Origin of the sequence: Bradyrhizobium sp., from assembly GCF_036735945.1 — a bacterium.
In the GTDB taxonomy this organism is placed as follows: domain Bacteria; phylum Pseudomonadota; class Alphaproteobacteria; order Rhizobiales; family Xanthobacteraceae; genus Bradyrhizobium.
Genome location: NZ_DAINNI010000076.1, coordinates 1 through 22,339 on the forward strand (window position 1 = coordinate 1; position 22,339 = coordinate 22,339).

At 64.6% G+C, this 22,339-nt stretch carries 26 protein-coding genes; all 26 read left to right on the forward strand.

Annotation, left to right across the window (positions count from 1 at the left end; all coding sequences use genetic code 11):
* The coding region (locus tag V7E26_RS20760; protein WP_324419677.1) for a zincin-like metallopeptidase domain-containing protein at positions 1-268 on the forward strand (268 nt) is incomplete at its 5' end.
* A gap of 159 nt (positions 269-427) precedes the next feature.
* The gene (locus V7E26_RS20765; protein ID WP_324419679.1) at positions 428-2,551 is read left to right on the forward strand and encodes a ParB/RepB/Spo0J family partition protein; all 2,124 of its coding nucleotides are present in this window, start codon (positions 428-430) and stop codon (positions 2,549-2,551) included.
* A 100-nt stretch (positions 2,552-2,651) separates the two neighbouring features.
* The gene (locus V7E26_RS20770; protein WP_298603961.1) at positions 2,652-3,131 is read left to right on the forward strand and encodes a DUF6878 family protein; all 480 of its coding nucleotides are present in this window, start codon (positions 2,652-2,654) and stop codon (positions 3,129-3,131) included.
* 10 nt (positions 3,132-3,141) lie between these two features.
* Positions 3,142-3,555 (forward strand): DUF6915 family protein, encoded by a 414-nt coding sequence (locus V7E26_RS20775; protein ID WP_298603959.1) that lies wholly within the window; start codon positions 3,142-3,144, stop codon positions 3,553-3,555.
* A gap of 64 nt (positions 3,556-3,619) precedes the next feature.
* Positions 3,620-4,036 carry a hypothetical protein gene (locus tag V7E26_RS20780; protein ID WP_324419682.1) on the forward strand — a complete coding sequence of 139 codons (417 nt, stop codon included), beginning with the start codon at positions 3,620-3,622 and terminating at the stop codon, positions 4,034-4,036.
* Positions 4,033-4,284, forward strand: coding sequence for a DUF6117 family protein (locus V7E26_RS20785; protein WP_324419683.1), 252 nt, complete (start codon positions 4,033-4,035; stop codon positions 4,282-4,284). Before V7E26_RS20780 ends, V7E26_RS20785 begins: the two co-directional genes overlap by 4 nt.
* Before the next feature lie 178 nt (positions 4,285-4,462).
* Positions 4,463-8,788, forward strand: coding sequence for a strawberry notch family protein (locus V7E26_RS20790; protein WP_324419685.1), 4,326 nt, complete (start codon positions 4,463-4,465; stop codon positions 8,786-8,788).
* Positions 8,788-9,846 (forward strand): DUF7146 domain-containing protein, encoded by a 1,059-nt coding sequence (locus tag V7E26_RS20795; protein ID WP_324419687.1) that lies wholly within the window; start codon positions 8,788-8,790, stop codon positions 9,844-9,846. Before V7E26_RS20790 ends, V7E26_RS20795 begins: the two co-directional genes overlap by 1 nt.
* 326 nt (positions 9,847-10,172) lie before the next feature.
* Positions 10,173-11,105: a DUF2493 domain-containing protein gene (locus V7E26_RS20800; protein ID WP_324419689.1), complete on the forward strand. Its 933-nt coding sequence runs from the start codon at positions 10,173-10,175 to the stop codon at positions 11,103-11,105.
* A 162-nt stretch (positions 11,106-11,267) separates the two neighbouring features.
* On the forward strand, positions 11,268-11,684 hold the full coding sequence (locus V7E26_RS20805) for a hypothetical protein (protein ID WP_324419691.1): 417 nt from the start codon (positions 11,268-11,270) through the stop codon (positions 11,682-11,684).
* Positions 11,685-12,376: 692 nt separating this feature from the next.
* Entirely contained in the window at positions 12,377-12,778 is a 402-nt protein-coding gene (locus V7E26_RS20810; protein ID WP_324419693.1) for a single-stranded DNA-binding protein, read from the forward strand.
* A 453-nt stretch (positions 12,779-13,231) separates the two neighbouring features.
* The gene (locus V7E26_RS20815; RefSeq protein WP_019198980.1) at positions 13,232-13,396 is read left to right on the forward strand and encodes a hypothetical protein; all 165 of its coding nucleotides are present in this window, start codon (positions 13,232-13,234) and stop codon (positions 13,394-13,396) included.
* Positions 13,397-13,571: 175 nt separating this feature from the next.
* The gene (locus V7E26_RS20820) at positions 13,572-13,826 is read left to right on the forward strand and encodes a helix-turn-helix domain-containing protein (protein WP_324419698.1); all 255 of its coding nucleotides are present in this window, start codon (positions 13,572-13,574) and stop codon (positions 13,824-13,826) included.
* Between the two features lie 90 nt (positions 13,827-13,916).
* Entirely contained in the window at positions 13,917-14,192 is a 276-nt protein-coding gene (locus V7E26_RS20825; protein WP_324419700.1) for a DNA -binding domain-containing protein, read from the forward strand.
* Between the two features lie 109 nt (positions 14,193-14,301).
* Entirely contained in the window at positions 14,302-14,505 is a 204-nt protein-coding gene (locus V7E26_RS20830; RefSeq protein ID WP_324419702.1) for a transcriptional regulator domain-containing protein, read from the forward strand.
* A gap of 28 nt (positions 14,506-14,533) precedes the next feature.
* Complete coding sequence (locus tag V7E26_RS20835) at positions 14,534-15,112, forward strand: DUF2285 domain-containing protein (protein ID WP_324419704.1); 579 nt, start codon at positions 14,534-14,536, stop codon at positions 15,110-15,112.
* Positions 15,113-15,402: 290 nt separating this feature from the next.
* Positions 15,403-15,684 carry a helix-turn-helix transcriptional regulator gene (locus tag V7E26_RS20840; protein ID WP_062314763.1) on the forward strand — a complete coding sequence of 94 codons (282 nt, stop codon included), beginning with the start codon at positions 15,403-15,405 and terminating at the stop codon, positions 15,682-15,684.
* Between the two features lie 18 nt (positions 15,685-15,702).
* Complete coding sequence (locus tag V7E26_RS20845) at positions 15,703-16,590, forward strand: replication initiator protein A (RefSeq protein WP_324419708.1); 888 nt, start codon at positions 15,703-15,705, stop codon at positions 16,588-16,590.
* Positions 16,591-16,900: 310 nt separating this feature from the next.
* Positions 16,901-17,554: a ParA family partition ATPase gene (parA, locus tag V7E26_RS20850; RefSeq protein WP_324419710.1), complete on the forward strand. Its 654-nt coding sequence runs from the start codon at positions 16,901-16,903 to the stop codon at positions 17,552-17,554.
* The gene (locus V7E26_RS20855; RefSeq protein WP_324419711.1) at positions 17,551-18,294 is read left to right on the forward strand and encodes a DNA-methyltransferase; all 744 of its coding nucleotides are present in this window, start codon (positions 17,551-17,553) and stop codon (positions 18,292-18,294) included. The genes parA and V7E26_RS20855 overlap by 4 nt, the downstream gene beginning before the upstream one ends.
* Complete coding sequence (locus V7E26_RS20860) at positions 18,291-18,545, forward strand: hypothetical protein (RefSeq protein ID WP_324419713.1); 255 nt, start codon at positions 18,291-18,293, stop codon at positions 18,543-18,545. Before V7E26_RS20855 ends, V7E26_RS20860 begins: the two co-directional genes overlap by 4 nt.
* On the forward strand, positions 18,542-19,060 hold the full coding sequence (locus tag V7E26_RS20865; protein ID WP_324419715.1) for a DUF2840 domain-containing protein: 519 nt from the start codon (positions 18,542-18,544) through the stop codon (positions 19,058-19,060). The genes V7E26_RS20860 and V7E26_RS20865 overlap by 4 nt, the downstream gene beginning before the upstream one ends.
* Complete coding sequence (locus V7E26_RS20870; protein ID WP_324419717.1) at positions 19,057-19,602, forward strand: S26 family signal peptidase; 546 nt, start codon at positions 19,057-19,059, stop codon at positions 19,600-19,602. Before V7E26_RS20865 ends, V7E26_RS20870 begins: the two co-directional genes overlap by 4 nt.
* Before the next feature lie 67 nt (positions 19,603-19,669).
* A complete protein-coding gene (locus V7E26_RS20875; RefSeq protein WP_324419720.1) occupies positions 19,670-20,017 on the forward strand; it encodes a DUF736 domain-containing protein in 348 nt (115 codons plus the stop codon).
* Positions 20,018-20,086: 69 nt separating this feature from the next.
* Entirely contained in the window at positions 20,087-20,782 is a 696-nt protein-coding gene (locus V7E26_RS20880) for a lytic transglycosylase domain-containing protein (RefSeq protein ID WP_324419722.1), read from the forward strand.
* A gap of 247 nt (positions 20,783-21,029) precedes the next feature.
* A partial coding sequence (locus tag V7E26_RS20885) for a relaxase/mobilization nuclease domain-containing protein (protein ID WP_324419724.1) occupies positions 21,030-22,339 on the forward strand: 1,310 nt, incomplete at its 3' end.

Sequence of the window (22,339 nt, forward strand, 5' to 3'; positions counted from 1 at the left end):
TGATCTGACCGGCTCGTTCGGCACCAAGAAATACGCATTCGAGGAGCTGATCGCCGAAATCAGCGCTGCCTTCTGCTGCGCCTCGCTCGGCATCGTGCCCACCGTCCGTCATGCCGACTATATCGGCTCCTGGCTGGACGTGCTGCGCGAAGACAATCGCGCCATCGTCCGCGCGGCCTCGCAGGCAAGCAAGGCTGCCGATTGGCTGCTTGGCTTCGCACCGGACACCAATCTCGGCATGACCGACGATGAGCGGGAGGCGGCCTGATCCCCTGAAAATCGGAAAAGCGGCAATGCGGATTTCCGGCTTTCCACTGTTCCGTATCCGTGGCGCTGCTCTCTTTAGAGGAAGAGGGCGGCGCTTCGCTTCGTGACGGGTTCAGGGTCGAGAGAGAGGCTCTCGGCGCCCGTCGCGGAGACAACCACGATGGCACCTGCCGTTCAGAAACTCACCCTCTCGCCCTCGCGCGATATCCCCTTCAACAAGCTGGTCCTCAGCCAGTCCAACGTCCGGCGCGTGAAGTCCGGCGTCTCGGTCGAGGAATTGGCCGAGGACATTGCCCGCCGCGGCACGCTCCTCCAGAGCCTCAATGTCCGCCCCGTCCTCGATGCCGATGGCAGCGAGACCGGCATGTTCGAGGTGCCCGCCGGCGGCCGGCGCTACCAGGCGCTCGCGCTGCTGGTGAAGCAGAAGCGCCTGACCAAGACCTCGCCGGTGCCCTGCGTCGTGCGTGATCCAGCGACGTCGATCCTCGCCGCGGACGACAGCCTGGCTGAAAACACGCAGCGCGTCGCGCTCCATCCTCTTGATCAGTTCCGCGCGTTCCTCGACATGCGGACCAAGGGCATGACCGAGGAGGAGATCGCCGCCGCCTTCTTCACCACCGTCCAGATCGTGAAGCAGCGCCTGCGCCTCGCGGCCGTCTCGCCTGTGCTGTGCGACATTTATGCCGAGGATGGCATGACGCTGGAGATGCTGATGGCATTCACCGTCAACCCCGATCCTGTCCGGCAGGAACAGGTCTGGGAGTCGATCCAGCATTCCTATAACCGCCAACCCTGGCACATTCGCCAGCTCCTCACCGAAACTTCCATTCCCGCCTCCGACAAGCGGGCGCAGTTCGTCGGTGTCGAAGCCTATCAGGCGGCGGGTGGCGAAATCCTTCGCGATCTGTTCGAGGCCGATGACGGTGGCTGGCTTCAGGAGCCGGCGCTGCTCGACCGATTAGTCTCTGACAAGCTGAAAGCGAACGCCGACGAGATCGCGGCCGAAGGCTGGAAGTGGATCAGCGTCGATACCGACCTGCCTTACGGCCATGATCATGGTCTTCGTGCCCTGACCGGTACCCCCGTCGATCTCACCGACGACGAGCGCGCCGCTCGCGAGGCGCTGCGCGAGGAGTACGACCGGCTCGAGGCGGAATATTCCGAAGCCGACGAACTGCCCGACGAGATCGACCAGCGCATGGACGAAATCGAAGCTGCGCTCGAAGCATTCGAGCAACGCCCGGCTATCTACGATCCAGCTGAGATCGTGCGCGCCGGCGTGTTCGTCAGCGTCGATCGCGAAGGCGAGCTTGTCGTTCGTCGTGGCTATGTCCGGCCGGAGGACGAGGCGCCGATCGACGCCGAGGGCCATGAGGTCGATGGCGTCACTGATCCCGCCGACGCCGAAAACAACGGCAGCGTCCAACGCGCCATCATCACGATCGGCGGCCAGTCGGCCGAGCCAGAGGAGGATGACGAGGAAGATGTCATCAAGCCGCTGCCCGAACGGCTTGTCACCGAGCTGACTGCGCACCGCACGCTCGCGCTTCGCGATGCGGTCGGCGCCAATCCGCAGGTCGCGCTGACGGCGCTGCTGCACAAGCTGGTGCGCGACACCTTCCAGCGCACCGGCACGTCCGGCGCGAGTTTGCAGGCGTCGGTCAATCACGTCTTCTTCCGCGAACAGGGCAAGGATCTTGGCGAGACATCCTATGCCAAGTCTATCGCCCAACGGCACGAGGATTGGACGGCGGATCTGCCTGTGGACGAGGATGCGTTGTGGGATTGGCTCGCCACTCTCGACGATGCCAGTCGCCTGGCGCTGCTCGCCCATTGCGTCAGCTATGGCGTCAACGCGCTCTATGAGCGGCTCAATCCCTATAGCGGCAGCGGCGTCTCGCAATCGGGCCTCGACCGCCGCATGGCCGAGGCGGATCGGCTGGCGCGCGCGACGGGCCTCGACATGGTGGAGGTGGGTTTCCGCCCGACCGTTGAGAACTATCTCGGCCGCGTAACGAAGCCGCGCATCCTCGCCGCGGTGCGCGAAGGTGCGGGCGAACGCGCCGCTCAACTCATCGACCATCTGAAGAAAGGCGACATGGCGAAGGAGGCCGAACGTCTGCTCGCCGATAGCGGCTGGCTGCCCGAACCGCTGCGCCTGGTCGAGCAGGACGAGCCGGCGACGAACGGCGAAGGCGACGAGGCGCTGCCAGCCTTCCTCGCCGACGATGACGAACCCTCCGACGACGAGGACGAAGTTCTGCACGTTGTCGCCGCCGAATAGCGCATCGGCGCGGGGCGGCTTCAGTCGTCTCGCGCTGTCCTTCCCAATCCGTTCCTCAGCCCGGCCAACGCGCCGGGCGCTTTCGTGTCAGGAGGCCGTCATGTCCGAAACTTCCGATACCGATGCAAAACCCATCCCGCCGCTCTCGGAGTGGGAAATGCTGTCCGCCTTGCGAATCCAACTTGAGGTAGAGATTTTCCAGACCAACAAGGTGACATTGTTCAGCGCCTTGGAACGCGCGGGCGTCACAAAGATCGTCATCACGTTCGATGGCTATGGCGATTCCGGCCAGATCGAGGATGTCCAGGCCAAGGCCGGCGACGACGACATCACCATGCCCAACGCCATGATCGAGTTTGCAACAACGGTCTGGGGCCAGCCTGAGCCGGAGCGATCTTCCGTCACCGTCGCCACTGCCGTCGAAAGCCTGACCTATGACGCTCTCGAACGTACGCACGGCGGCTGGGAGAACAACGACGGCGCCTATGGCGCTATCATCTTCGACGTCGCGGACTACTCGATCACGCTCGACTACAACGAGCGTTACACTGCGTCCGAAAACTACACGCACAGCTTTTGAGGAGGCCGCGATGGGGCATTGCTATCACCACGCGCTGTCCTCGGCGCGCAAATGGGGTGGCACAGCGGAAGACTATCTGCCGCTGCACCAATGGTTCGACGAGTCGAAGGAAATCACGGCGGACTTCCGGCACCGCGCGCTGCGCCACCATGCGCAGGGCATATTCGAGCTGGAGCGGACCTTCGGCGCTGCCATCACCATCTCGACCGGTCGCGTCGTGCCGGTCCGGCTGATCGGCGAGCAGCATGTGCTGGAGGATCTCGGCTTCATCCCGAGCTTTGCCGATTGGGTACGCTGCATCCGGCCTCAGCCCTGGATGGGTCGCGCCCAGCCCATTCACAAGCTGGTCGATCCCTTCGCGGCGCCGCCTGAGCCCGACCCAAGCCCTCCACCGCAAGCCGCCCTCGATCCGACGGCGGCCTGATCACCGCCATTCACCCAAATCAGCCCGGCCATCGTGCCGGGCGTTTTCGTTCCAGGAGCTTGTCATGGCCGATTATTTCACACATTTCTCGTGTCTGCTCGATGTCGGCACGCCCGACAATGCAGCCCGCGCGCTCGACCTCTACAACAGCCTGTCGGAGGACGGCGTATCGGAGGAGCCGCCTTCAGAAGGCTTCCTTCTGTCGATCCAGCCCGAACATGGCGGCAGCCAACTCTGGATGCGCGATGACGCCACTGGCGATCCCGAGCGGCTGATCCAGTTCGTGAAGATCTGCGCCGCCGAATTCGGGCTGACGGGCCGTTGGGGCTTCCAATACGCCAACACCTGTTCGCGCCCACGGCTCGATGGGTTCGGCGGGGGCGCGCACGTCCTCGACCTCGCGACGGGCGAGACGATCGCGTCGACCTACACCGATGGTTGGCTCGCCGAAACGCTCTCCAGCAATGGAGAGCGGATATGAGCATTCCCGCGCACGCCAGCACCAATTTCCAGACACTGCTGCGCGCGGCAGCGGACGGCAATCTCGCGCTGATGGAATGCCTCGACGCGCGGACGGGCAATCCCCGCTACGTCATCTGCGCCGTGGGGCGTGACAACGGCGACTACGTCTTCACGCCCTTCGGCCATCTCGCCGACGGCAATCCCTACGATGCTTATCTGCCGCCCGATCCCGATAATGCGGATGGTTTCGTCCATCCTGATCGCTGACCCTTTCTTGACCTGATCCGTTGAAGCGCCCCGCCATCTGGCCGGGGCGCTTTTTTTCATGTGGCCACGGCCAGCCCGAGTGAGAGGCAGAGTGAGGCCGGGACGAGTTTGAGCCGCTGCGGTCGAGAGAGAGCGCTGCGCGGCTCGATCCTGTCCTGCTCTCCTCAAGGCTTTTCCCATGAACATGATGTCCGTATCGGCGGCGCCTGCTGCCGGAAACCTTCCGCTTGCCTCCGGTCAGGAGTCGTCCGCAGCAATCTTCGCGGCGGCGGGCCTGCTATTGCCTCATCTCGAACGCGGCGAGCGTGTTGACGCCGCGACCTTGCGCGCGGCGATGGAAAACGCATTCGGCGCGTCCGACACAAGCGGCGCCTGGGACTGGAAGACGGCATATGACGCCTGCGAGGCGGCGACCGTCCTGTTCCTGCGCAAATACGGAAAGGCGCTTTTCCGCAAATCCGGTTCTCCGGCTGCACGGCTTGTCCCGCTGACGAAGATCGCCAGCCTTCTGCCGACGCATACGCGGCGTTCTTCCGAAAGCCAGAGCTTCCAGCAGTTCTCAACGCCAATCCCGCTCGGCCTGGCCGCGGCTCATGCCGCCGCCATCACGCCAGCCGACCGGGTGCTGGAACCATCCGCCGGCACTGGCCTCCTCGCCATTCTCGCCGAGACCGCTGGCGGCACGCTCGTTCTCAACGAACTGACTGAGATGCGTGCCGCGCTACTCTCCTCCCTTTTTCCGGCCATTCCTGTCACCCGCTTCGACGCGGCCCAGATCGACGATCACCTCGATCCCGCGATCGTACCGAGCGTCGTGCTGATGAATCCGCCGTTCTCGGTCATGGCGAATGTCGAGGGCCGAGTTGCAGACGCCGCGTTTCGCCATGTCGCCTCGGCGCTCGCGCGCCTCGCTTCCGGCGGCCGTCTTGTGGCGATCACCGGCGCGAGCTTCGCGCCCGACAATCCGGCTTGGGCCTCTGCCTTCGCCCGTTTGCAGGAGCGCGGCCGCGTCGTGTTTTCCGCCGCGATCGACGGCGCGGTCTATGCCAAGCATGGCACGACCATCAATACGCGTCTGACCATCATCGACAAACTGCCGGCCGACGATCCGGCCGTGTTCCCGCCTTCTCCAAGCGTCGCGCCGGACGTCGCCACGCTTATGGGATGGCTTGACGAGCAACTGTCCGCGCGGCTTCCTGTCGATCCGTCAGTCGTCATTCCCGTGATCACCACGGCCGCGCCTCGCAGCGTGCGCGGCTATCTCAATCGCACCGCCAGCTCCGCCCCGGCCGCACCCATGGCCGAACCGGAGGGCTTGCCGCTCGCCTATGAGACGCTCGACTGGCAGGCCGGCGAAGCGGGCCGTCTCTCCGACGCCATCTATGAAGAATACGGATTGCAAGCGATCCGAATTTCCGGATCTCAGGCGCATCCGACCAAGCTCGTGCAATCGGCTGCGATGGCCAGCGTCGCACCGCCGAAGCCGGCCTATCGGCCGCACCTCCCGGCTAACGTCCACGATCTGCTGTCCGACGCACAGTTGGAGACCGTGATCTATGCCGGCGAGGCGCATGCCGATTACCTCGCTGGATCATGGACGGTGGATGCCACCTTCGATGTCGTCAGCGCCGCGCGTGAAGATGCGGCGAACGTCGTGCGCTTTCGGCGTGGCTTCATGATCGGTGACGGCACCGGCGTCGGCAAAGGCCGCCAGTCCGCCGCCATCATCCTCGACAACTGGCTCCAGGGCCGCCGCAAGGCTGTTTGGATCAGCAAGTCTGACAAGCTGATCGAGGATGCACAGCGCGACTGGTCGTCGCTGAGCATGGAACGTCTGCTGATCACACCGCTCTCGCGTTTCCCGCAAGGGCGCCCGATCACGCTGCCGGAAGGCGTCCTATTTACAACCTACGCCACGCTACGGTTCGACGACCGCGGCGAGAAGCTTTCGCGCGTCAAACAAATCGTCGAATGGTTGGGCTCCGACTTCGATGGGGCGATTATTTTCGACGAGGCGCACGCGATGCAGAATGCCGGTGGCGGCAAGGGGGAACGCGGCGATGTCGCTGCCTCGCAACAGGGACGCGCGGGTCTGCGGCTCCAGCATGCCCTGTCGAACGCCCGCATCGTCTATGTCTCCGCGACCGGCGCCACCACGGTCCACAATCTCGCCTACGCCCAGCGGCTCGGACTCTGGGGCGGCGAGGATTTTCCGTTCGGCACCCGCGCCGAGTTCGTGGAGGCGATCGAAGCCGGCGGCGTCGCGGCGATGGAGGTGCTGGCCCGCGACCTGCGCGCGCTCGGTCTCTACACCGCCCGTTCGCTCTCCTTCGACGGCGTCGAATATGAGCTGGTCGAGCATGCGCTGACGCCGGAGCAAACGCGCATCTATGACGCTTATGCCGGCGCGTTCGCCATCATCCATAACAATCTCGACGCGGCGATGGAGGCGGCCAACATCACCGGCGCGTCCGGCACCTTGAACCGGCAGGCCAAATCCGCCGCGCGTTCGGCCTTCGAGAGCGCCAAGCAACGCTTCTTCGGCCACCTGCTCACGAGCATGAAGACGCCGACGCTGATCCACTCGATCAGCCGTGATCTCGATGAAGGCCATTCCGCCGTCATCCAGATCGTCTCGACCGGCGAGGCGCTGATGGAACGCCGCCTGGCCGACCTGCCTACCGAGGAATGGAACGACGTTCGCATGGACATCACGCCGCGCGAATACGTTTTATCGTATTTGGAGACGAGCTTTCCGGTGCAGCTCTACGAGCCCTTCACGGACAGCGAGGGCAACCTGTCATCACGGCCCGTCACCCGAGATGGTCAGCCTGTCGAAAGCCGCGAGGCTGTCGCGCGCCGCGACGAGTTGATCGCCAAGCTCGCCAGTCTGCCACCTGTTCCCGGCGCGCTCGACCAGATCGTCCAGCATTTCGGTACCGATATGGTAGCGGAGGTGACGGGCCGTTCACGGCGTATCGTCCGTAAGGGCGACCGTCTCGCCGTCGAAAATCGCGCCGCCTCCGCGAATCTCGCGGAGACGCAGGCGTTCATGGACGACGCGAAGCGTGTCCTGATCTTCTCCGACGCGGGCGGGACCGGCCGCAGCTATCATGCCGAGCTGTCAGCGCGGAACACGCGGCTGCGCGTCCACTATCTGCTCGAACCGGGATGGAAGGCCGACGCCGCCATTCAGGGGCTCGGCCGGACGCACCGCACCAATCAGGCGCAGCCGCCGCTGTTCCGACCGATCGCGACCGACGTGAAGGCCGAGAAGCGCTTCCTCTCGACCATTGCCCGTCGCCTCGACACGCTGGGCGCGATCACGCGCGGCCAGCGCCAGACCGGCGGCCAGGGCCTGTTCCGGCCGGAGGACAATCTGGAAAGCGCCTATGCCCGCGATGCGCTGCGCCAGCTCTATCTCCTCCTGGTGCGCGGCAAGGTCGAGGGCTGTTCGCTCGACCGCTTTGAGTCCGCCACTGGCCTGAAGCTGATGGATTCGACCGGCATCAAGGATGAGCTGCCGCCGATCATCACCTTCCTCAATCGGCTGCTCGCGCTCACCATCGAGCTTCAAGGCATCCTGTTCACTGCGTTCGAGCAACTGCTGAACGCGAAGATCGAGGGCGCCATCGCCAGCGGCGCCTATGATGTCGGGTTGGAGACGCTGACAGCGGAACGCTTCACCGTCACCGATCGCCAGATCATCTACACCCATCCAGGCACCGGCGCGGAAACCCGGCTGCTCACAATCACGCAGCGCGAGCGCAATCGTCCGGTGACGCTCGATGATGCGCTCGGCCATCTCGATGACCGCCAAGCGAAGCTGCTCGTCAACGAGCGGTCGGGACGCGCTGCCGTGCAGATTCCGACGACGAGCATCATGCTCGACGACGGCGAGATCGAGCGGCGCGTCCAGCTGATCCGGCCGATGGAGGCGCATAATGTTCCGGTGAAGATGATGGGTGAGACCCATTGGCTCGACGCCGATCGGAATGCCTTCGCCGCAGCCTGGACCACGGAGGTCGCCGAGGTGCCGGAATTTGCCGACAGCACGATCCATGTCGTCACCGGCCTGCTACTGCCGATCTGGAAGCGGCTGCCGAACGAATCCACTCGCGTCTATCGGCTTCAGACCGATGAGGGTGAGCGGATCGTCGGCCGCAAGGTCTCGCCGGCCTGGGCGGCGAACGCGACTACGACCGGCGCCTCCTCGCTGACGCCGGACGCCGCGTTCATGGCGCTGATGGAGGGTCGCACGATCCTCGATCTCGCCGAGGGCCTCCAGCTTCGCCGCTGCCGTGTCATGGGCGCCAACCGCATCGAGCTGTCCGGCTTCACCGACACGATGCGCGAACGGCTCTCGGCCTTTGGCCTCTTCCACGAAATCATCGCGTGGAAGCTGCGTATGTTCGTGCCGACCGACACATCCGGCCCGGCGGTGCTCGAGCGCGTGCTGGGCCGCTGGCCGGTCGAGCGCATCGGCGAGCGCGAGGCGGCTTGATGCCCCGTCACAATGCCGCAGAACTTGCACACCGTCTTGGCCGGCAGGCCGAGGCGGTGTGCCGTCACTATCTGTCTGCCGGACGCCGTCAGGGCAATTACTGGCAGGTCGGGGATGTGCGCAACACGCCGGGCCGCTCGATGTTCGTGCGGTTGAAGGATTCGCCGAAAGGTCCGGCCGGCAAATGGACCGATGCCGCGGCGTCGGGCGAGCATGGCGATCTGCTCGACGTGATTCGCGAAAGTTGTGGCCTTGTCGACTTCAAGGATGTGGCCAAGGAAGCGCGCCGATTCCTCGCGCTCCCGCATCCTGAACCGGAAAGGACCAGGATGCTGGCCGGCAGACAGTCCATCAGCGCCGGCTCACCCGAAGCGGCGCGGCGGCTCTTTGCCATGTCGCAGCCGATCGGCGGAACCCTCGTCGAAGCGGTTTTGCGCAAACGCGGCATTACGACTTTGCACGAAACCGGCGCGCTTCGCTTCCATCCGCGCTGCTACTATCGGCCGGACGAGCATAGCCCGACCGAGACCTGGCCCGCGATGATCGCTGCCGTCACCGACCTTTCCGGCAAGTTGACCGGCGCGCATCGCACCTGGCTCGACCCCGGCGGATTCAGCGAGGCCAATCTCGGCCGTGCCCCGATCGAGACGCCGCGGCGTGCGATGGGCGATCTCCTCGGGCAGGCCGTGCGCTTCGGCGTGGGCGGCGAGGTAATGGCGGCCGGCGAAGGCATCGAGACGACATTGTCTGTCCGATCGGTCCTGACGCAGATGCCGTCGATGGCGGCGCTCTCGGCCGCGCACCTCTCGGCCATTCTGTTCCCGCGGACGCTGCGGCGGCTCTACGTCGCGCGCGACAACGATCCGGCCGGTGACAGGGCGATGACCGTGCTGATCGAGCGCGCCAGCGCCGTCGGGATCGAGGCGGTCGTGCTCACGCCACGGCTCGGGGACTTCAACGAGGATCTCCGGCTGCTCGGCTTCGACGCCCTTGCGGCCCATCTGCGTCTACAGGTCGCCTCGGAGGACGTCGCCCGCTTCATGTCCCTGGCGGTCTGATCGACTGGCAAGGGAAGGTGCGGCAGGGCGGTGCGTGACAGGCTGCGATCATGGCGCGAGACCTCCGGGGTCGAGAGGCCACACCCACGGCCTTCTGAGAGGGCGATCGGGCGTCAGCCGGGCCGGACAGGCAATGCCTGCGGCCGACGATTTTCCGCCGCGCCCCCGTGGGGCGCTTTGCATCGCGAGGCAAAATCGCCGGCCTCCAGCATCCTCCACAGTGTTCCGGCCCTTCGCTTTGCTGCGGGTGCAGGTCCGGCCCGCCCGTCGCCTTCGTCGCCATGAAGGCCGCGATGGGCGCGGCCACACCGCGAAGGAAAGTCGCCATGACCGATGGACACGACACCGCATACGAGCCGCACCACGATTCCTCTCCGACCGATCACCTGCTTCAGGAACTCCAGCTCTACGGCTACCGTCCCTTCGAAGACGAACCCGACCCGCGACCGCTTCCGGAAGGCCGCGTCATCGCCGGCAGCATCGCCGACATCTTCGACGCCCTCGTGGTGGCGCTCTCCGACACCCGCCTCGAACCAGATCTGGAAGAATTGCTCTGGGGCACGGTCAACCTCTTCCATCGCGCCACCGACCGGATCGAACGCGAACTCGACGACAACGAGATCGCCCAGCGGCGCCTCCAGCGCGAACAGGATGGCTCGGAGGTCAAGTCTGTCGAACTCGAACGCCTGACGGCACAGGGCCAGACCCTTCTCGAACGGCGCAACGCCTTCGAACTGATGCGCGACCAGGCCGCCGAGCACTTCGAGCGCAACACCCACTCGATCTGGCGGCCGCGCACCGGCTCGATGGTCAACCATCGCAACCTCACCGCCGCGATGATCGACAGCCGCGATTTCCTCGCCGCGAAGCGTCGCACCGAGGCCGAGGTGCTCCTGCCTCCCGGCCCGAAGGTTGCCTTCACCGGCGGTCTCGATTTCAACGATCACCGCCTGATCTGGGCCAGGCTCGATCAGGTCCACGCCAAGCATCCGGGCATGGTGCTGCTGCACGGTGGAAGCCCGAAGGGCGCCGAACTCATTGCCGCCAAATGGGCCGACAACCGCAAGGTGCCACAGATCGCCTTCAGGCCTGACTGGACCAAACACGGCAAGGCCGCCCCGTTCAAGCGCAACGACGCGATGCTCGATGTTCTGCCGGTCGGCGTCCTCGTCTTCCCCGGCACCGGGATTCAGGAAAACCTCGCCGACAAGGCCCGGAAACTCGGTATCCCCGTCATGAAGTTCGATGGCGGCGCATAACGCGCCGCCGCCTCGCGGCAGCAATAATTGTCTTTACGAGAAAAACGCTCTCGTTCAGAATACATCAGCATTCTTGCAGAACCGGCGAAGCAGCATAGTCGCAGGCGGAGCGTATCTCCCGGCAGCCTGTCGTGATCCTCAACCGTTTGCACGGAGGCTTTCATGACGCTGATTCTGCTCGCCATCTCCCTGACGATCGCGTTTTGCGTGCTCGCCTATAACCTCGCGATCTACGCCTTGCCCTTCGCGGCCGGTTTGACCGCGTTTCAATATGCCTATGCGGCGGATGCAAGTTCTCTCATCTCCGGCCTTGCCGCCATCAGCGCCGCGCTCGGCTCGATCGCGTTGGTCATCGCCGTCGTCGGTTTCGCGAAAAATCCGGCTCTGCGTCTTGTCGCGCTGGCGATCTTCGCCATTCCCGCCGTGATCGCCGGCACCACGGTTGTCCACGGCATCGCCAAGCACATGATCGACGGAGGTCTCGTCCTCAATCTGCTGTGCGGCGCTGGCGGTCTATTCATCGGCATCGCGGCGATGATTAATCTCTACGCGGTCGGAACGGCCGTCCTTACGCGCTGAGGCAACGGCCGCGATCCTGCGCTCCCACGAGACACCCCGAAGGCTTTCGCCGCTGGCTTCCGATATCCCGTTCAGAACAAGAACGACCGTGTCAGGGACGCGTTCGCCCGCACGTTCGATCCGCATCGCCCGTTTCGAAAAGCGTCGTCTGACAGCGAATCCCGCAGCCGTAGCGATCACCGCCCCCCGGGGTGGCCTGTCCTATATTAGTGCGGAGATAGTCGTGAACACCTTCATCCCGCCCCATGCAGATCCGCATGCATCTCCTCTTCGCGCTGATACGGTGGGGCAGCGCCATGCGCCCGAAACCCGATAGCTTTACCGATCTCGTCCCAACCTGCCTTTCCTGCAACGACGCATGAGGAGGCTAAGAGGGTTCTGAATGGTGTGTCCGCGTGGCGGATGGGCCTGATCGGGCGCCTTTGCCAGCAAGGCCGATGGTTTGGCTGCGTGTCGTCTCCCGGCTTTCGAGAGGCGCCAATTCCTCCGACTGACTGATCCCCTAAGTCCGTTCTGTTTCCACCAGCAACCCCCGCGGCTCCGAACCGTGTTGGCGCTACGCGCCTGCCCGCACCACTTCGGGCCTTAGGGGTCAAGCTGGCGCCGAAAGCGCCAGTGCAGGAGTCTCCCGACGGCCTTGGCCGGGTCTCGTCGGAGGGAATGGTCCCTCCGGGAAGCAACGGAGACTTACCATGCAGAACATCGTCATTCTCGCCGGCAACATCGGTCAGGCCCCTGAAACCCGCACCACCAACGGCGGCACCGACATCACCCACTTCACACTCGCCACCTCGCGTCCCCGCTACTCGGAAGGCAGGGTCATCCGGGACGTGAACGGCTACCGGGTCCAGGACACCGAATGGCATCGTATCACCGCCTTCAACGGCCTCGGCAAGACGATCCAGCAACATTGCGAAAAGGGGATGAAGGTTCTGGTGCGCGGCCGCATCCACTACACGAAATGGACCGACCAGCAGGGCGTTGATCGCTACGGCTGCGAGATCATCGCCGAGACGGTGGACTTCCTGAGCCGGGCGAAGCAGACCCAGAACGACGACGGCAATACCGTCGATGACGACGAGATCCCGTTCTAACGGGCGGGATACCGGAAAGCCCGGCGGCGAAAGCCGCCGGGCTTTTCCATGTTCGCGTCGGATCGCGGCTGCCACGCGCTTCCCTTTCTGGCCATGGGCGCCGAAGTCCCATCCGGCTCAGGCGAAAAACCGCGCCCGACTCCATTCCCACCATTTCGGCTGCGGACATGCAGCGGCGCCCCATCTCGACGGCGTCGCAACGTCAGGGTGAAGGCAGGGCCACGGCAGCGCCCAACGCGAGGATTTCCGCTCCGGTCGGCGGGCACCATCCCCGTTCTTTGAGGCTGACCCTGGTTTCAATCCCGGCCTCGTGGGGTCAACCCTCATGGGGTCCGCTACGCGAAGCGTGCGGTCAGGTCGGCTTTGCCTCTCTGATGACCCCGGCCGCGACCGAAACACCTCGGGCGCCTGTCGAGCGGGGATGGTCCCCGCCTCCAGACAGGAGCTACGAAAATGTCCCTCGCAGACGCTCACGCCTTCGCCTTCAGCCTCGCCGCCACCCTGATGGTCACGATCATCATCTACCGCGCCGGCGACGGCACCATGAGCGTCATGCCCGCCGCCGAATATGATGGGGATGCCGACACCATCGTCGGCGAGATCGATCCGTTCGCCTGAGCCGGATGGGGCTTCGGCCCCGCCTTCGGCATGGCGGCACGACCGAATCAGTCGTCGGCCGACTACTCTCGTCGCAGCGCTTCGAGGTGACTTTCGGCTGGATGGAGGCGCCAAGAACGACTATTATAGTCGTAGTTCTGGCAGGTGCGTTCGCGTCGGTGGGAGGTGATCATGCATGATCACTTCCCGACAATCGCGGGCCGCACGCGCGTTGCTGGGTTGGACGCAGGAGACGCTCGCTGACAAGGCCCGCATATCGCTGACCGCGTTGAAACGCCTCGAATCCGAAAGCGACCTCGAGGTTTACGAAACGACGCGCGATCAGGTGCGCAGGGCCTTTGAAGCGGCAGGGATCGTTCTGCTCTCCACCGACAAAGGGCAAGGGGTTCTGCTGCATCATGACACGTCTAACCGCCAGGCCCATCGATAGTCGTTCCGCGCCATCGGGCCATGCACCATCATTCCAAGATGCACGCACCGGGCGATGGTTAAAATATCGTAACCATGCCAATGTCCGGCGATGACGGAACCATCGACATTCGCGTTCCTGGATGAGCCGCCGATAAGTCGGCGGCTCACCAGCTATGACCGCGAGCATATGGTTCTCTATTTGCGGCTACTCGATGCGGCGCGTGACGGCGCCGATTGGCAGGAAGCCGTTCAAATCCTGTTCGGCCTCGATCCACAAAGCAATCCGCATCGCTGTCGTCGGATCCACGACACTCACCTTGCGCGTGCCCGTTGGATGACCGAGCACGGTTATCGCGAGTTGGTGCGCGAAAGTCAGTGTCACTGATCCACGCGATGCCGCTGCGGCATCGCCCCCGCCAAACTTCGCGGCTTCAGCATCACAATCGTTCCGGGAATGCTGGCTCCTCCGCAAATTGACGGAGGAAGGACTGACCATGGTACCGGACGCTTCAGGATGGCGCTCCTCGGCGCTCTACCTCCACGTTGACGGGCTTGCTGCCTCTGACATCGCTTGGGAATGGCTCCGTCGCAACGAAACGTATGATCATGATTTCGATGCGTACTCGCGCAACAAGGAAAATCCTCAATCGCTGACCGACAGGATTCGGCAGCGTTGGGGACTGCGATTTCCCGCTTGATCCGCAGCAAGCTCCTCCCAAGGCGCAGGTGTTCTGGCTTCCGCATGCCGACACCAGCACAGTCGTGCTGGCGGCGGCTCCTCCGATCTTCTCTTTGGATCGCGATGTACGAGCCGCATTCGATATCGCTCAATCGATCGAACAGGGTGGCGAAACGCTCCTCCTCTACGAGCTGAGCAAGAATCAGCACCTCCAGCTCATCCTGCCCGCCGGCCATTCGCCTGCGGTTCCTTTGGTTGCCATGGTTCCGATCGGTCTGGAAGGATTTGATCGGGTAGAGTCCATTTACCGCCTTCTTGCATCGCTCTACGGCCGCGCTGTGCCGCCGGACACGCGCCTCACGCGGCAGAAACGCAGACGGATGCGCCATATGCTGCAAGCGTTCGACGGGTTCCGGGATGGCGCCACCCAACAGGAGATCGCCCGGATCATCTTCCGTCTTCCGCGGATGAAGCGGGATGACTGGCAGATATCCTCGGTTCGCCATACCGTCATGGCTTTGCTTCGCGATGCCCACGCGATGGCTGCTGGAGGCTATCGAACGCTGCTGCGCCACCGGCGATCCCAGGGTTCGCGAACCAGGCGAACCGAAAACGATCAACAATGAAGTCACAACGTCGCCGTTGCATGATCGTAGGACTCCTGCGGATGCGTTGCCCGCTTCTCGCGAACCGCTGACGTACAAGGCCGACAGCGAAACGCTTCTCACAAAATTCCTCCCATCCGCCGCGAACACGTCTTTGCTGTCCACCCGCCCCGGGGGACTCGGCGGACGTGATGTGGGATTTCAGGTCCCCCTAAAATCCCACTCCATCTCACCTGTTTCGCTTCGCCATCGTGGTCTTCGCCCGCCGCTGATTTCCAGCGGCTCACGTGAACACCACGAAAGGCCGATCCATGCGACCCGAACTCGCCGTTCTCCCGCCGCGCTTTCTGCGCACCAAGGAAGCCGCCGAATTCCTCGGCCTGTCCGCCCGGACACTGGAAAAGCACCGGACCTACGGAACCGGCCCGGCCTACCGAAAGCTCGGCGGCCGCGTCGTCTATGCCATCGACGATCTCGAAGCCTGGGCCGATCGCGGCGCCGTCACCTCGACCTCCGATCCCCGCGGATCGGTTCTTCCCGCCAAGCGCCAGTCGCCGACGTCGCCGGCGCGCGCAGGACGATACGCACGCTGACGGCGCACGATTTCCCGAATGGCGGCGCGGCATCAGTCCTCTTCGGAGCGCGGACAGCTCAATCTGTTCCGGGCGCTCCCCGGCGATTTCGCGCCACGAGACGCGCAGGATCTCATGGCCTATCCGTTCTTCTCCCTCGCCAAGTCGAAACGCATCGCACCCATCGATTTCAAGGCAGGCGATGTGACCATCCGTGTCGAGGCCGTGCCCGATCACGGCATGGCGACCATCTGGGATGCCGACATCCTGATCTGGGCCGCGAGCCAGATCGTTGAGGCGCGCGACGCGGGCTTGCGCACTTCCCGGCTCATGGCGACGACGCCCTATGAGATTCTCACCTTCGTCGGCCGCGGTGTATCGCTGCGCGATTACCAGCGCCTGAAGGCCGCGCTCGACCGGCTCCAATCCACCACCGTCGCGACCTCGATCCGCCAACCGGCGGAAGGCCGTCGGCATCGCTTCTCGTGGATCAACGAGTGGCAGGAGCGAACCGATCGCGACGGTCGCCCTGTCGGCGTCGAGCTGATCCTGCCGGACTGGTTCTATCGCGCCGTTCTCGATGACGCGCTCGTTCTCACCATCGACCGCGCCTATTTCGATCTGACCGGCGGGCTCGAACGCTGGCTCTACCGCGTCGTGCGTAAACACGGCGGCCGCCAGTCCTTCGGCTGGAGCTTCGACTTCGCCCACCTGCACCGGAAATCCGGCAGCCTCTCGCCGCTGAAGCATTTCGCCTACGACCTGCGCGACATCATCCGCCGCCAGCCCCTGCCTGGCTACCGGCTCGCCATCACACAGCAGGTGGGTGGTCCCGAACTGCTCACCTTCGTCGCAACCGATCCAACCTTTTTCACCCCGCCGCGCCCGCGACGGAAGCCGTCAACGCGCTTTGGGGACAAGCTGTGAATTCACTCGTGCTATCGGGGACCGCCCCTATCGTGCCATCAGGGACCCGATCCTCGTGCTATCGGGGACCGGAATCGACGATTCATCGCCGAGATTCAAAGGCTTGCGACGGCCGTAACTTCTCTAACCTAGATTCCTTCGGAATCTTTCTAACGCCCCCGCACTTTTGCACGCCTGCGGATAACCTCCGCAACGATGGCGCAAAGGCTGGAAACGGCTGGCAATCCGCCGCTGTTTTGCTCCTTAAATCGGAGACTCGTTTTCCTTTAATCGTGAACTGGCTCTGCCGGTTCACGGTCGGAGGCGCGCCATGATCGTGGCGCTCCTCAATCAAAAAGGTGGTGTCGGCAAGACGACACTCGCGCTGCATCTCGCAGGCGAATGGGCCGGCAAGGGGAAGCGGGTCACGCTGATCGACGCGGACCCGCAGGGCTCGGCTCTCGACTGGTCGCAACAACGCGCCCGTGAACGCTCGCCGCGTCTGTTCGGTGTCGTGGGCCTGGCGCGCGACACCCTTCATCGTGAGGCGCCCGAGTTGGCGCGCGACGTCGATCATGTCGTGATCGACGGTCCGCCGCGTGTCGCCGGCCTCATGCGTTCGGCGCTGCTCGCAGCCGATCTCGTGCTGATCCCGGTGCAGCCGTCTCCGCTCGACGGTTGGGCCTCGGCGGAGATGCTCGCGCTTCTGAACGAAGCTCGCATTTATCGCCCCGGCCTTGCCGCGCGGTTTGTCCTCAACCGTTGCGGCGCGCGCACTGTCATCGCTCGCGAGACGGCCGAGACGCTGGCCGATCACGATCCGCCGGTGCTGCGCACGGCGATCGGGCAGCGCGTCATCTACGCCGACGCCGCGCAGTCGGGCCGGCTCGCCTTCGAGATCGATGACGACGGTCCCGCCGCGCGCGAGATCGCCGCGCTCGCCAGCGAGATCGAGCAACTTCGCATCGGGAGGATCGCATCATGACGATCCTCACCGGCGATTGCCGCGACCTTATGCCGGCGCACGGCCCGTTCGATCTGATCCTCGCCAATCCGCCCTATGGCGATACGTCGCTCGCCTGGGACCGGCGGGTCGAAGGCTGGATCACGCGCGCTCGCGAGGCGCTGCACCCGACCGGCACGTTGTGGGTGTTTGGCTCGCTGCGATGCTTCATGGCGACCGCCAACCGCTTCGCCGACGCCGGCTTGCGCATCGCCCAGGAAATCGTCTGGGAGAAACAGAACGGCTCCAGCTTCCATGCCGATCGCTTCAAGCGCGTGCATGAGTTGGCCGTCCAGTTCTATCCAACTGAGACGCCGTGGCGCGACATCTACAATGATGTGCAGACGACGCCCGATGCGACGGCGCGCACCGCGCGACGCAAGCAACGTCCGCCGCATACCGGCCAGATCGATGCCGGCCACTATCTCAGTTATGACGGCGGGCCAAGGCTCATGCGCTCCGTCATCTACGTGCGCAATTGTCATGGTCGCGCGATCCATCCGACCGAGAAACCGTCAGCGCTTCTCGAAATTCTGATCCGCACGAGCTGCCCCGCAGGCGGCCTGGTCGACGATTGGTTCGCCGGTTCCGGCGCGGCCGGTGAAGCCTGCCGGCTCAGCGGCCGTCGTTGTCTCGGCTGCGAGATCGATGCCGTCATGGCTGAGCGCGCCCGCGCGCGCATCGCAGCCCTGCTGCTGTTCCATGGTGGAGGCGCGGCATGACGGAGCGCGCCGACAAACGCCGGTTTGTGTCCCGGCCGGGCAATCCCGAAAAATGGATCAGAGCGACTGAGCCGCAACCGACCGGCATTGCTGCCGACAATGCGTTCACCGCCCGCCTGACCATCGACATCACGCCTGAGCTGCGCGGTCGCATCAAGGTCGCGGCCTTTCGGCGCGGGATCACCGTTGCGGACATGCTGCGCGAACTGCTCGCGCGCGAATTTCCACCCATCGCGGGAGACCAGCCATGACCGGCAGAGCGGTCCATCGCGCGCATAGCCGTCCGCTGCCGGACGGGCCTGCGCCGTTCACGACATTGGTCGAACTGACCTTCCAGAAACAGAAGATCGAGCACTGGATCAGGTTCGGCCGCAAGAATTACGAACAGATCCTCGACCGTCGCCGCAGTATCGTCGGCTTCGCGCCGAACAGCATCTTCGCCTTCGTCCGCTGGGCGGCGGGCGAGTACGGCACGATCATCTCGCGCATCGACATCGTGCGCGCGGTGCGCCGCGGCGAGCCGTTCCAGACGCTGCCCTTCGTTCGTCCCGGCGGCGACATCCTGCTCAAGCTCGAAGGCTGGCGACAAGTCGAGCGCGTGCTGCAGGCGATCGACGCGATCGAGCGTCTCGGCATCGATCCCGCAGCGGTCTCGCCCGACCACTGGCGGCATGTTCACAACCGAATGACCGCCGGCCAGGAACCTCGCGCCTACACGCCAGACCAGCATCGCGCCTACCTGCTGCGCCGAAAGGTCGAGCCATGACGCGCTTTGGCTTGATTGTCACGACCGCGCTTGCGGCGATGGGCGTCGGCTATCCCGGCCTCACGCCGATGCCGATCAAGCTGATCTGGAACGCATCGGCCAGCGCGCCGATCGGCTTCTACTCGATCGCCTTCGAGGGACCGTTCGAAGTTACCGATCTGGTCGCCGTCGATGCACCGGAACCACTCGCCACCTTCCTCGCCGAACGCGGCTATCTGCCGAAGGGCGTGCCGCTGCTGAAGCGTATCCTCGCCGTGTCAGGGCAGACGGTTTGCCGCTCGAACCTCGCCATTACCGTCGATGGCGTCAATGTCGGCGTGGCGCGCGACCGCGATCGCGCTGGCCGCGATCTTCCAGTCTGGCAGGGCTGCCGCCGCATCGCGACCGGCGAAGTCTTTCTCATGAACTGGCAGGTCAACGACAGTCTCGACGGCCGCTATTTCGGCCTGACCTCCACCGACCAGATCATCGGCCGCGCCGTCCCGCTGTGGACCGACGAGGACGGCGACGGTCGCTTTCAATGGCGCGCCCCGACGCGCTGACCGCCTTTCCTTCGGCGGGAGCGGTGCTCGCCGATGGCTTTCCTAACACCACCGCATGGAGACCATCATGCCGCAAATCGGACAGTTCACGCGCGAGGAATCCCGCATCATCGGGCGCATCGAGACATTCACGCTTTTCCACGACATCGTCATCGTTCCGGCCGATCCGTCGGATGCGGAGAATGCGCCGGACTACCGCGTCCATGACCACGATCCAGGCGCCCGGGACATCGGCCCGGAGATCGGCGCGGGCTGGAACCGCACCGGCGAGAAGGCCGGCGAATATATCGCGCTGGTGATCGACGATCCGGGGTTGGCGCAGCCGATCCGCGCCAACCTGTTCCGTGACGACGATGCCGGCAGCACCTGGTCGTTGCACTGGTCGCGTCAACGCGATCGCGGCGAGAAGGATTGAGCGATGCCTGCTCGCCGTTCACTGAGGAGCCATCTGAATGTGTCCGGGCTGCATCGCGCAGCCCGGCGCATGGCTCTTCTTCTCCTTTCCGGCCTTGCCGTCGCGAACGTCATGCCGGCGATCACGATGGCGCAGAGCTTAGCCGTCACATCGGCCTTGGCCAGCGATCCCTATGCCACCCATATCACTGAGGCCGCGACGCGCTTCCGCTTGCCGGCCGTTTGGATTCGCGCCGTCATGCGCACGGAAAGCGCTGGCGATCCGCGCGCCATCTCGTCGAAGGGCGCGATGGGGCTGATGCAGATCATGCCTGCGACATGGGCGGAGCTACGCGCTCGCCATCGTCTCGGCGCCGATCCCTATAACGTGCGTGACAATATCATCGCGAGTAGCGGCTATATCCGCGAGCTGCTCGACCGCTATGGATCGCCGGGCTGGATCGCGGCCTATAATGCCGGTCCCGGTCGCTACGACGAGGCGTTGAGCGGCCGTCCGCTACCGGCGGAAACCCGCGCCTATGTCGCCACTGTCGCGTCGGCCATCGGCTCCGGCGGGGCAGTAATGGCGCCTGTCGATCCGCTCGCCTGGACCCGCTCGCCGCTGTTCATCACGCAGCCGGATCGCAGATCGGCTGTCGATTCCATTCCGGCTGAACGTTCATCCGTCACCGCTCCGAACGCAGCCCCGGCACGTGATCTCTCCGCTATCGTTCCACGATTGAGCGACCTGTTCGTCGCGCGCTCGGGCGACAGGACCACGCCATGAGCCTGTCCGGCATCTGTCGCATGGTCTCGGGTTCCCGCGTGTCATGGCGTGCAGGGAGGGTGGAGGCAGGCAAAACGACCGAAAGAGGGCAAGGTAAAAGCCCATGCCCGGATCAACACAAGCCATTGGTATGGCTTGTGTTTCCGTGGGCATGGCGGTCGGTCGCGGGCATGCTGCCCGGATTTTGCGAGCGTTTTCAACGCTTCGATATGCACGGGGCGATTTGCGCGCTGATCGGAGCGCCGACATGAGCGAGCGCGACAGCGACTTCCGCATCAAGCCGGGCCGCATCCGTTCGACGCGCGCGCCGAGGACAAAGAGCTACGTCAATCAGGTGCTCGCCGCCGCGCAGCGCGCCGGCCATATGCCCAGTGGAGCGCTGGCGGGCAAAGCTGGCCGGCGCCTCGGCCACTCGACCTTCGGGCGTGGCCGCAACGTCTTCGGCCGCTCCCGTATCTTCTCCCCGCAGCGCCGCGTCGTCGTCAAGGCGCGCATCGCCCGCCATCAGGGCAAGGCGTATCGCTCGGCGCCGCTGACCAGCCATGTCGGCTACCTCAAGCGCGAGGGCGTGAGCCGCGACGGAGATAAAGGCGTCATGTTCGACGCCGGGACTGATCGCGCCGATGATCTGGCCTTCGCCGAGCGATGCAAGGACGACCGGCATCATTTCCGGTTCATCGTCTCGCCCGAGGACGCGGCCGAGATGACCGACCTCAAAGCGTTCACCCGCGACCTCGCCCGGCAGATGGAAGCCGATCTCGCCACGCGCCTCGACTGGATCGCCGTCGATCACTGGAACACCGACAATCCCCATGTCCATCTTCTGGTGCGCGGCGTCGACGAGACTGGCGCCGATCTCGTCATCTCGCGCGACTATATCAGCCGGGGCCTGCGCTCCCGCGCCATGGACCTGGTCGACATCGAACTCGGCCCGAAGCCCGAGCATGAGATTCGCAACGCGCTGGAAAAGGAAATCACCGCCGAGCGCTGGACCCGCATCGATGGCGAGATTCAACGCGCCGCCAATGAGACCGGCTTCATCGATCTGCGCCCCGATCAGCGCGGTCCCTCAGATCCCGAACTGCGCCGCCTCATGGTCGGCCGCCTCCAGCATCTCGAGAAGATGGACCTCGCGTTCGAGAGTGAGCCCGGCCAGTGGACGGTCGGACTTGGAGCCGAACGCACGCTGCGCGATCTCGCTATCCGCGGCGACATCATCAAGACCATGCACCGCGCCTTCGCCGGGCGCGACCAGGATCGCGGCTTTTCCGATTTCGTGATCGACGGCGACGCAGTCGAAGCTCCGATCATCGGTCGTCTGGTCGATCGCGGGCTGCATGACGAGCTGCGCGGTGAAGCCTATGCCGTCATCGATGGCGTCGACGGGCGCGCGCATCATGTCCGCTTTCGCAACATCGACGCCCTTGAACGCGCTCCGGCCAATGGCGGCATCGTCGAGGTTCGCCGCTTCGGTGGCCCCGAGGATGAACGTCCGACCCTCATGCTCGCGACGCGCTCCGATCTCGATCTTCAGGCGCAGGTCACGGCGCCCGGCGC

Bases quoted from the DNA above. Each gene is read 5' to 3' on its own strand.
- V7E26_RS20830 (WP_324419702.1), top strand. From the start codon at position 14,302: ATGGTACCGGACGCTTCAGGATGGCGCTCCTCGGCGCTCTACCTCCAC.
- V7E26_RS20845 (WP_324419708.1), top strand. From the start codon at position 15,703: ATGGCGGCGCGGCATCAGTCCTCTTCGGAGCGCGGACAGCTCAATCTG.
- V7E26_RS20875 (WP_324419720.1), top strand. From the start codon at position 19,670: ATGCCGCAAATCGGACAGTTCACGCGCGAGGAATCCCGCATCATCGGG.
- V7E26_RS20785 (WP_324419683.1), top strand. From the start codon at position 4,033: ATGAGCATTCCCGCGCACGCCAGCACCAATTTCCAGACACTGCTGCGC.
- V7E26_RS20825 (WP_324419700.1), top strand. From the start codon at position 13,917: ATGACGGAACCATCGACATTCGCGTTCCTGGATGAGCCGCCGATAAGT.
- V7E26_RS20795 (WP_324419687.1), top strand. From the start codon at position 8,788: ATGCCCCGTCACAATGCCGCAGAACTTGCACACCGTCTTGGCCGGCAG.
- V7E26_RS20810 (WP_324419693.1), top strand. From the start codon at position 12,377: ATGCAGAACATCGTCATTCTCGCCGGCAACATCGGTCAGGCCCCTGAA.
- V7E26_RS20805 (WP_324419691.1), top strand. From the start codon at position 11,268: ATGACGCTGATTCTGCTCGCCATCTCCCTGACGATCGCGTTTTGCGTG.
- V7E26_RS20820 (WP_324419698.1), top strand. From the start codon at position 13,572: ATGATCACTTCCCGACAATCGCGGGCCGCACGCGCGTTGCTGGGTTGG.
- V7E26_RS20880 (WP_324419722.1), top strand. From the start codon at position 20,087: ATGGCTCTTCTTCTCCTTTCCGGCCTTGCCGTCGCGAACGTCATGCCG.
- V7E26_RS20815 (WP_019198980.1), top strand. From the start codon at position 13,232: ATGTCCCTCGCAGACGCTCACGCCTTCGCCTTCAGCCTCGCCGCCACC.
- V7E26_RS20860 (WP_324419713.1), top strand. From the start codon at position 18,291: ATGACGGAGCGCGCCGACAAACGCCGGTTTGTGTCCCGGCCGGGCAAT.
- V7E26_RS20800 (WP_324419689.1), top strand. From the start codon at position 10,173: ATGACCGATGGACACGACACCGCATACGAGCCGCACCACGATTCCTCT.
- V7E26_RS20775 (WP_298603959.1), top strand. From the start codon at position 3,142: ATGGGGCATTGCTATCACCACGCGCTGTCCTCGGCGCGCAAATGGGGT.
- V7E26_RS20770 (WP_298603961.1), top strand. From the start codon at position 2,652: ATGTCCGAAACTTCCGATACCGATGCAAAACCCATCCCGCCGCTCTCG.
- V7E26_RS20870 (WP_324419717.1), top strand. From the start codon at position 19,057: ATGACGCGCTTTGGCTTGATTGTCACGACCGCGCTTGCGGCGATGGGC.
- V7E26_RS20855 (WP_324419711.1), top strand. From the start codon at position 17,551: ATGACGATCCTCACCGGCGATTGCCGCGACCTTATGCCGGCGCACGGC.
- V7E26_RS20780 (WP_324419682.1), top strand. From the start codon at position 3,620: ATGGCCGATTATTTCACACATTTCTCGTGTCTGCTCGATGTCGGCACG.
- V7E26_RS20790 (WP_324419685.1), top strand. From the start codon at position 4,463: ATGAACATGATGTCCGTATCGGCGGCGCCTGCTGCCGGAAACCTTCCG.
- V7E26_RS20865 (WP_324419715.1), top strand. From the start codon at position 18,542: ATGACCGGCAGAGCGGTCCATCGCGCGCATAGCCGTCCGCTGCCGGAC.
- V7E26_RS20840 (WP_062314763.1), top strand. From the start codon at position 15,403: ATGCGACCCGAACTCGCCGTTCTCCCGCCGCGCTTTCTGCGCACCAAG.
- V7E26_RS20765 (WP_324419679.1), top strand. From the start codon at position 428: ATGGCACCTGCCGTTCAGAAACTCACCCTCTCGCCCTCGCGCGATATC.
- parA (WP_324419710.1), top strand. From the start codon at position 16,901: ATGATCGTGGCGCTCCTCAATCAAAAAGGTGGTGTCGGCAAGACGACA.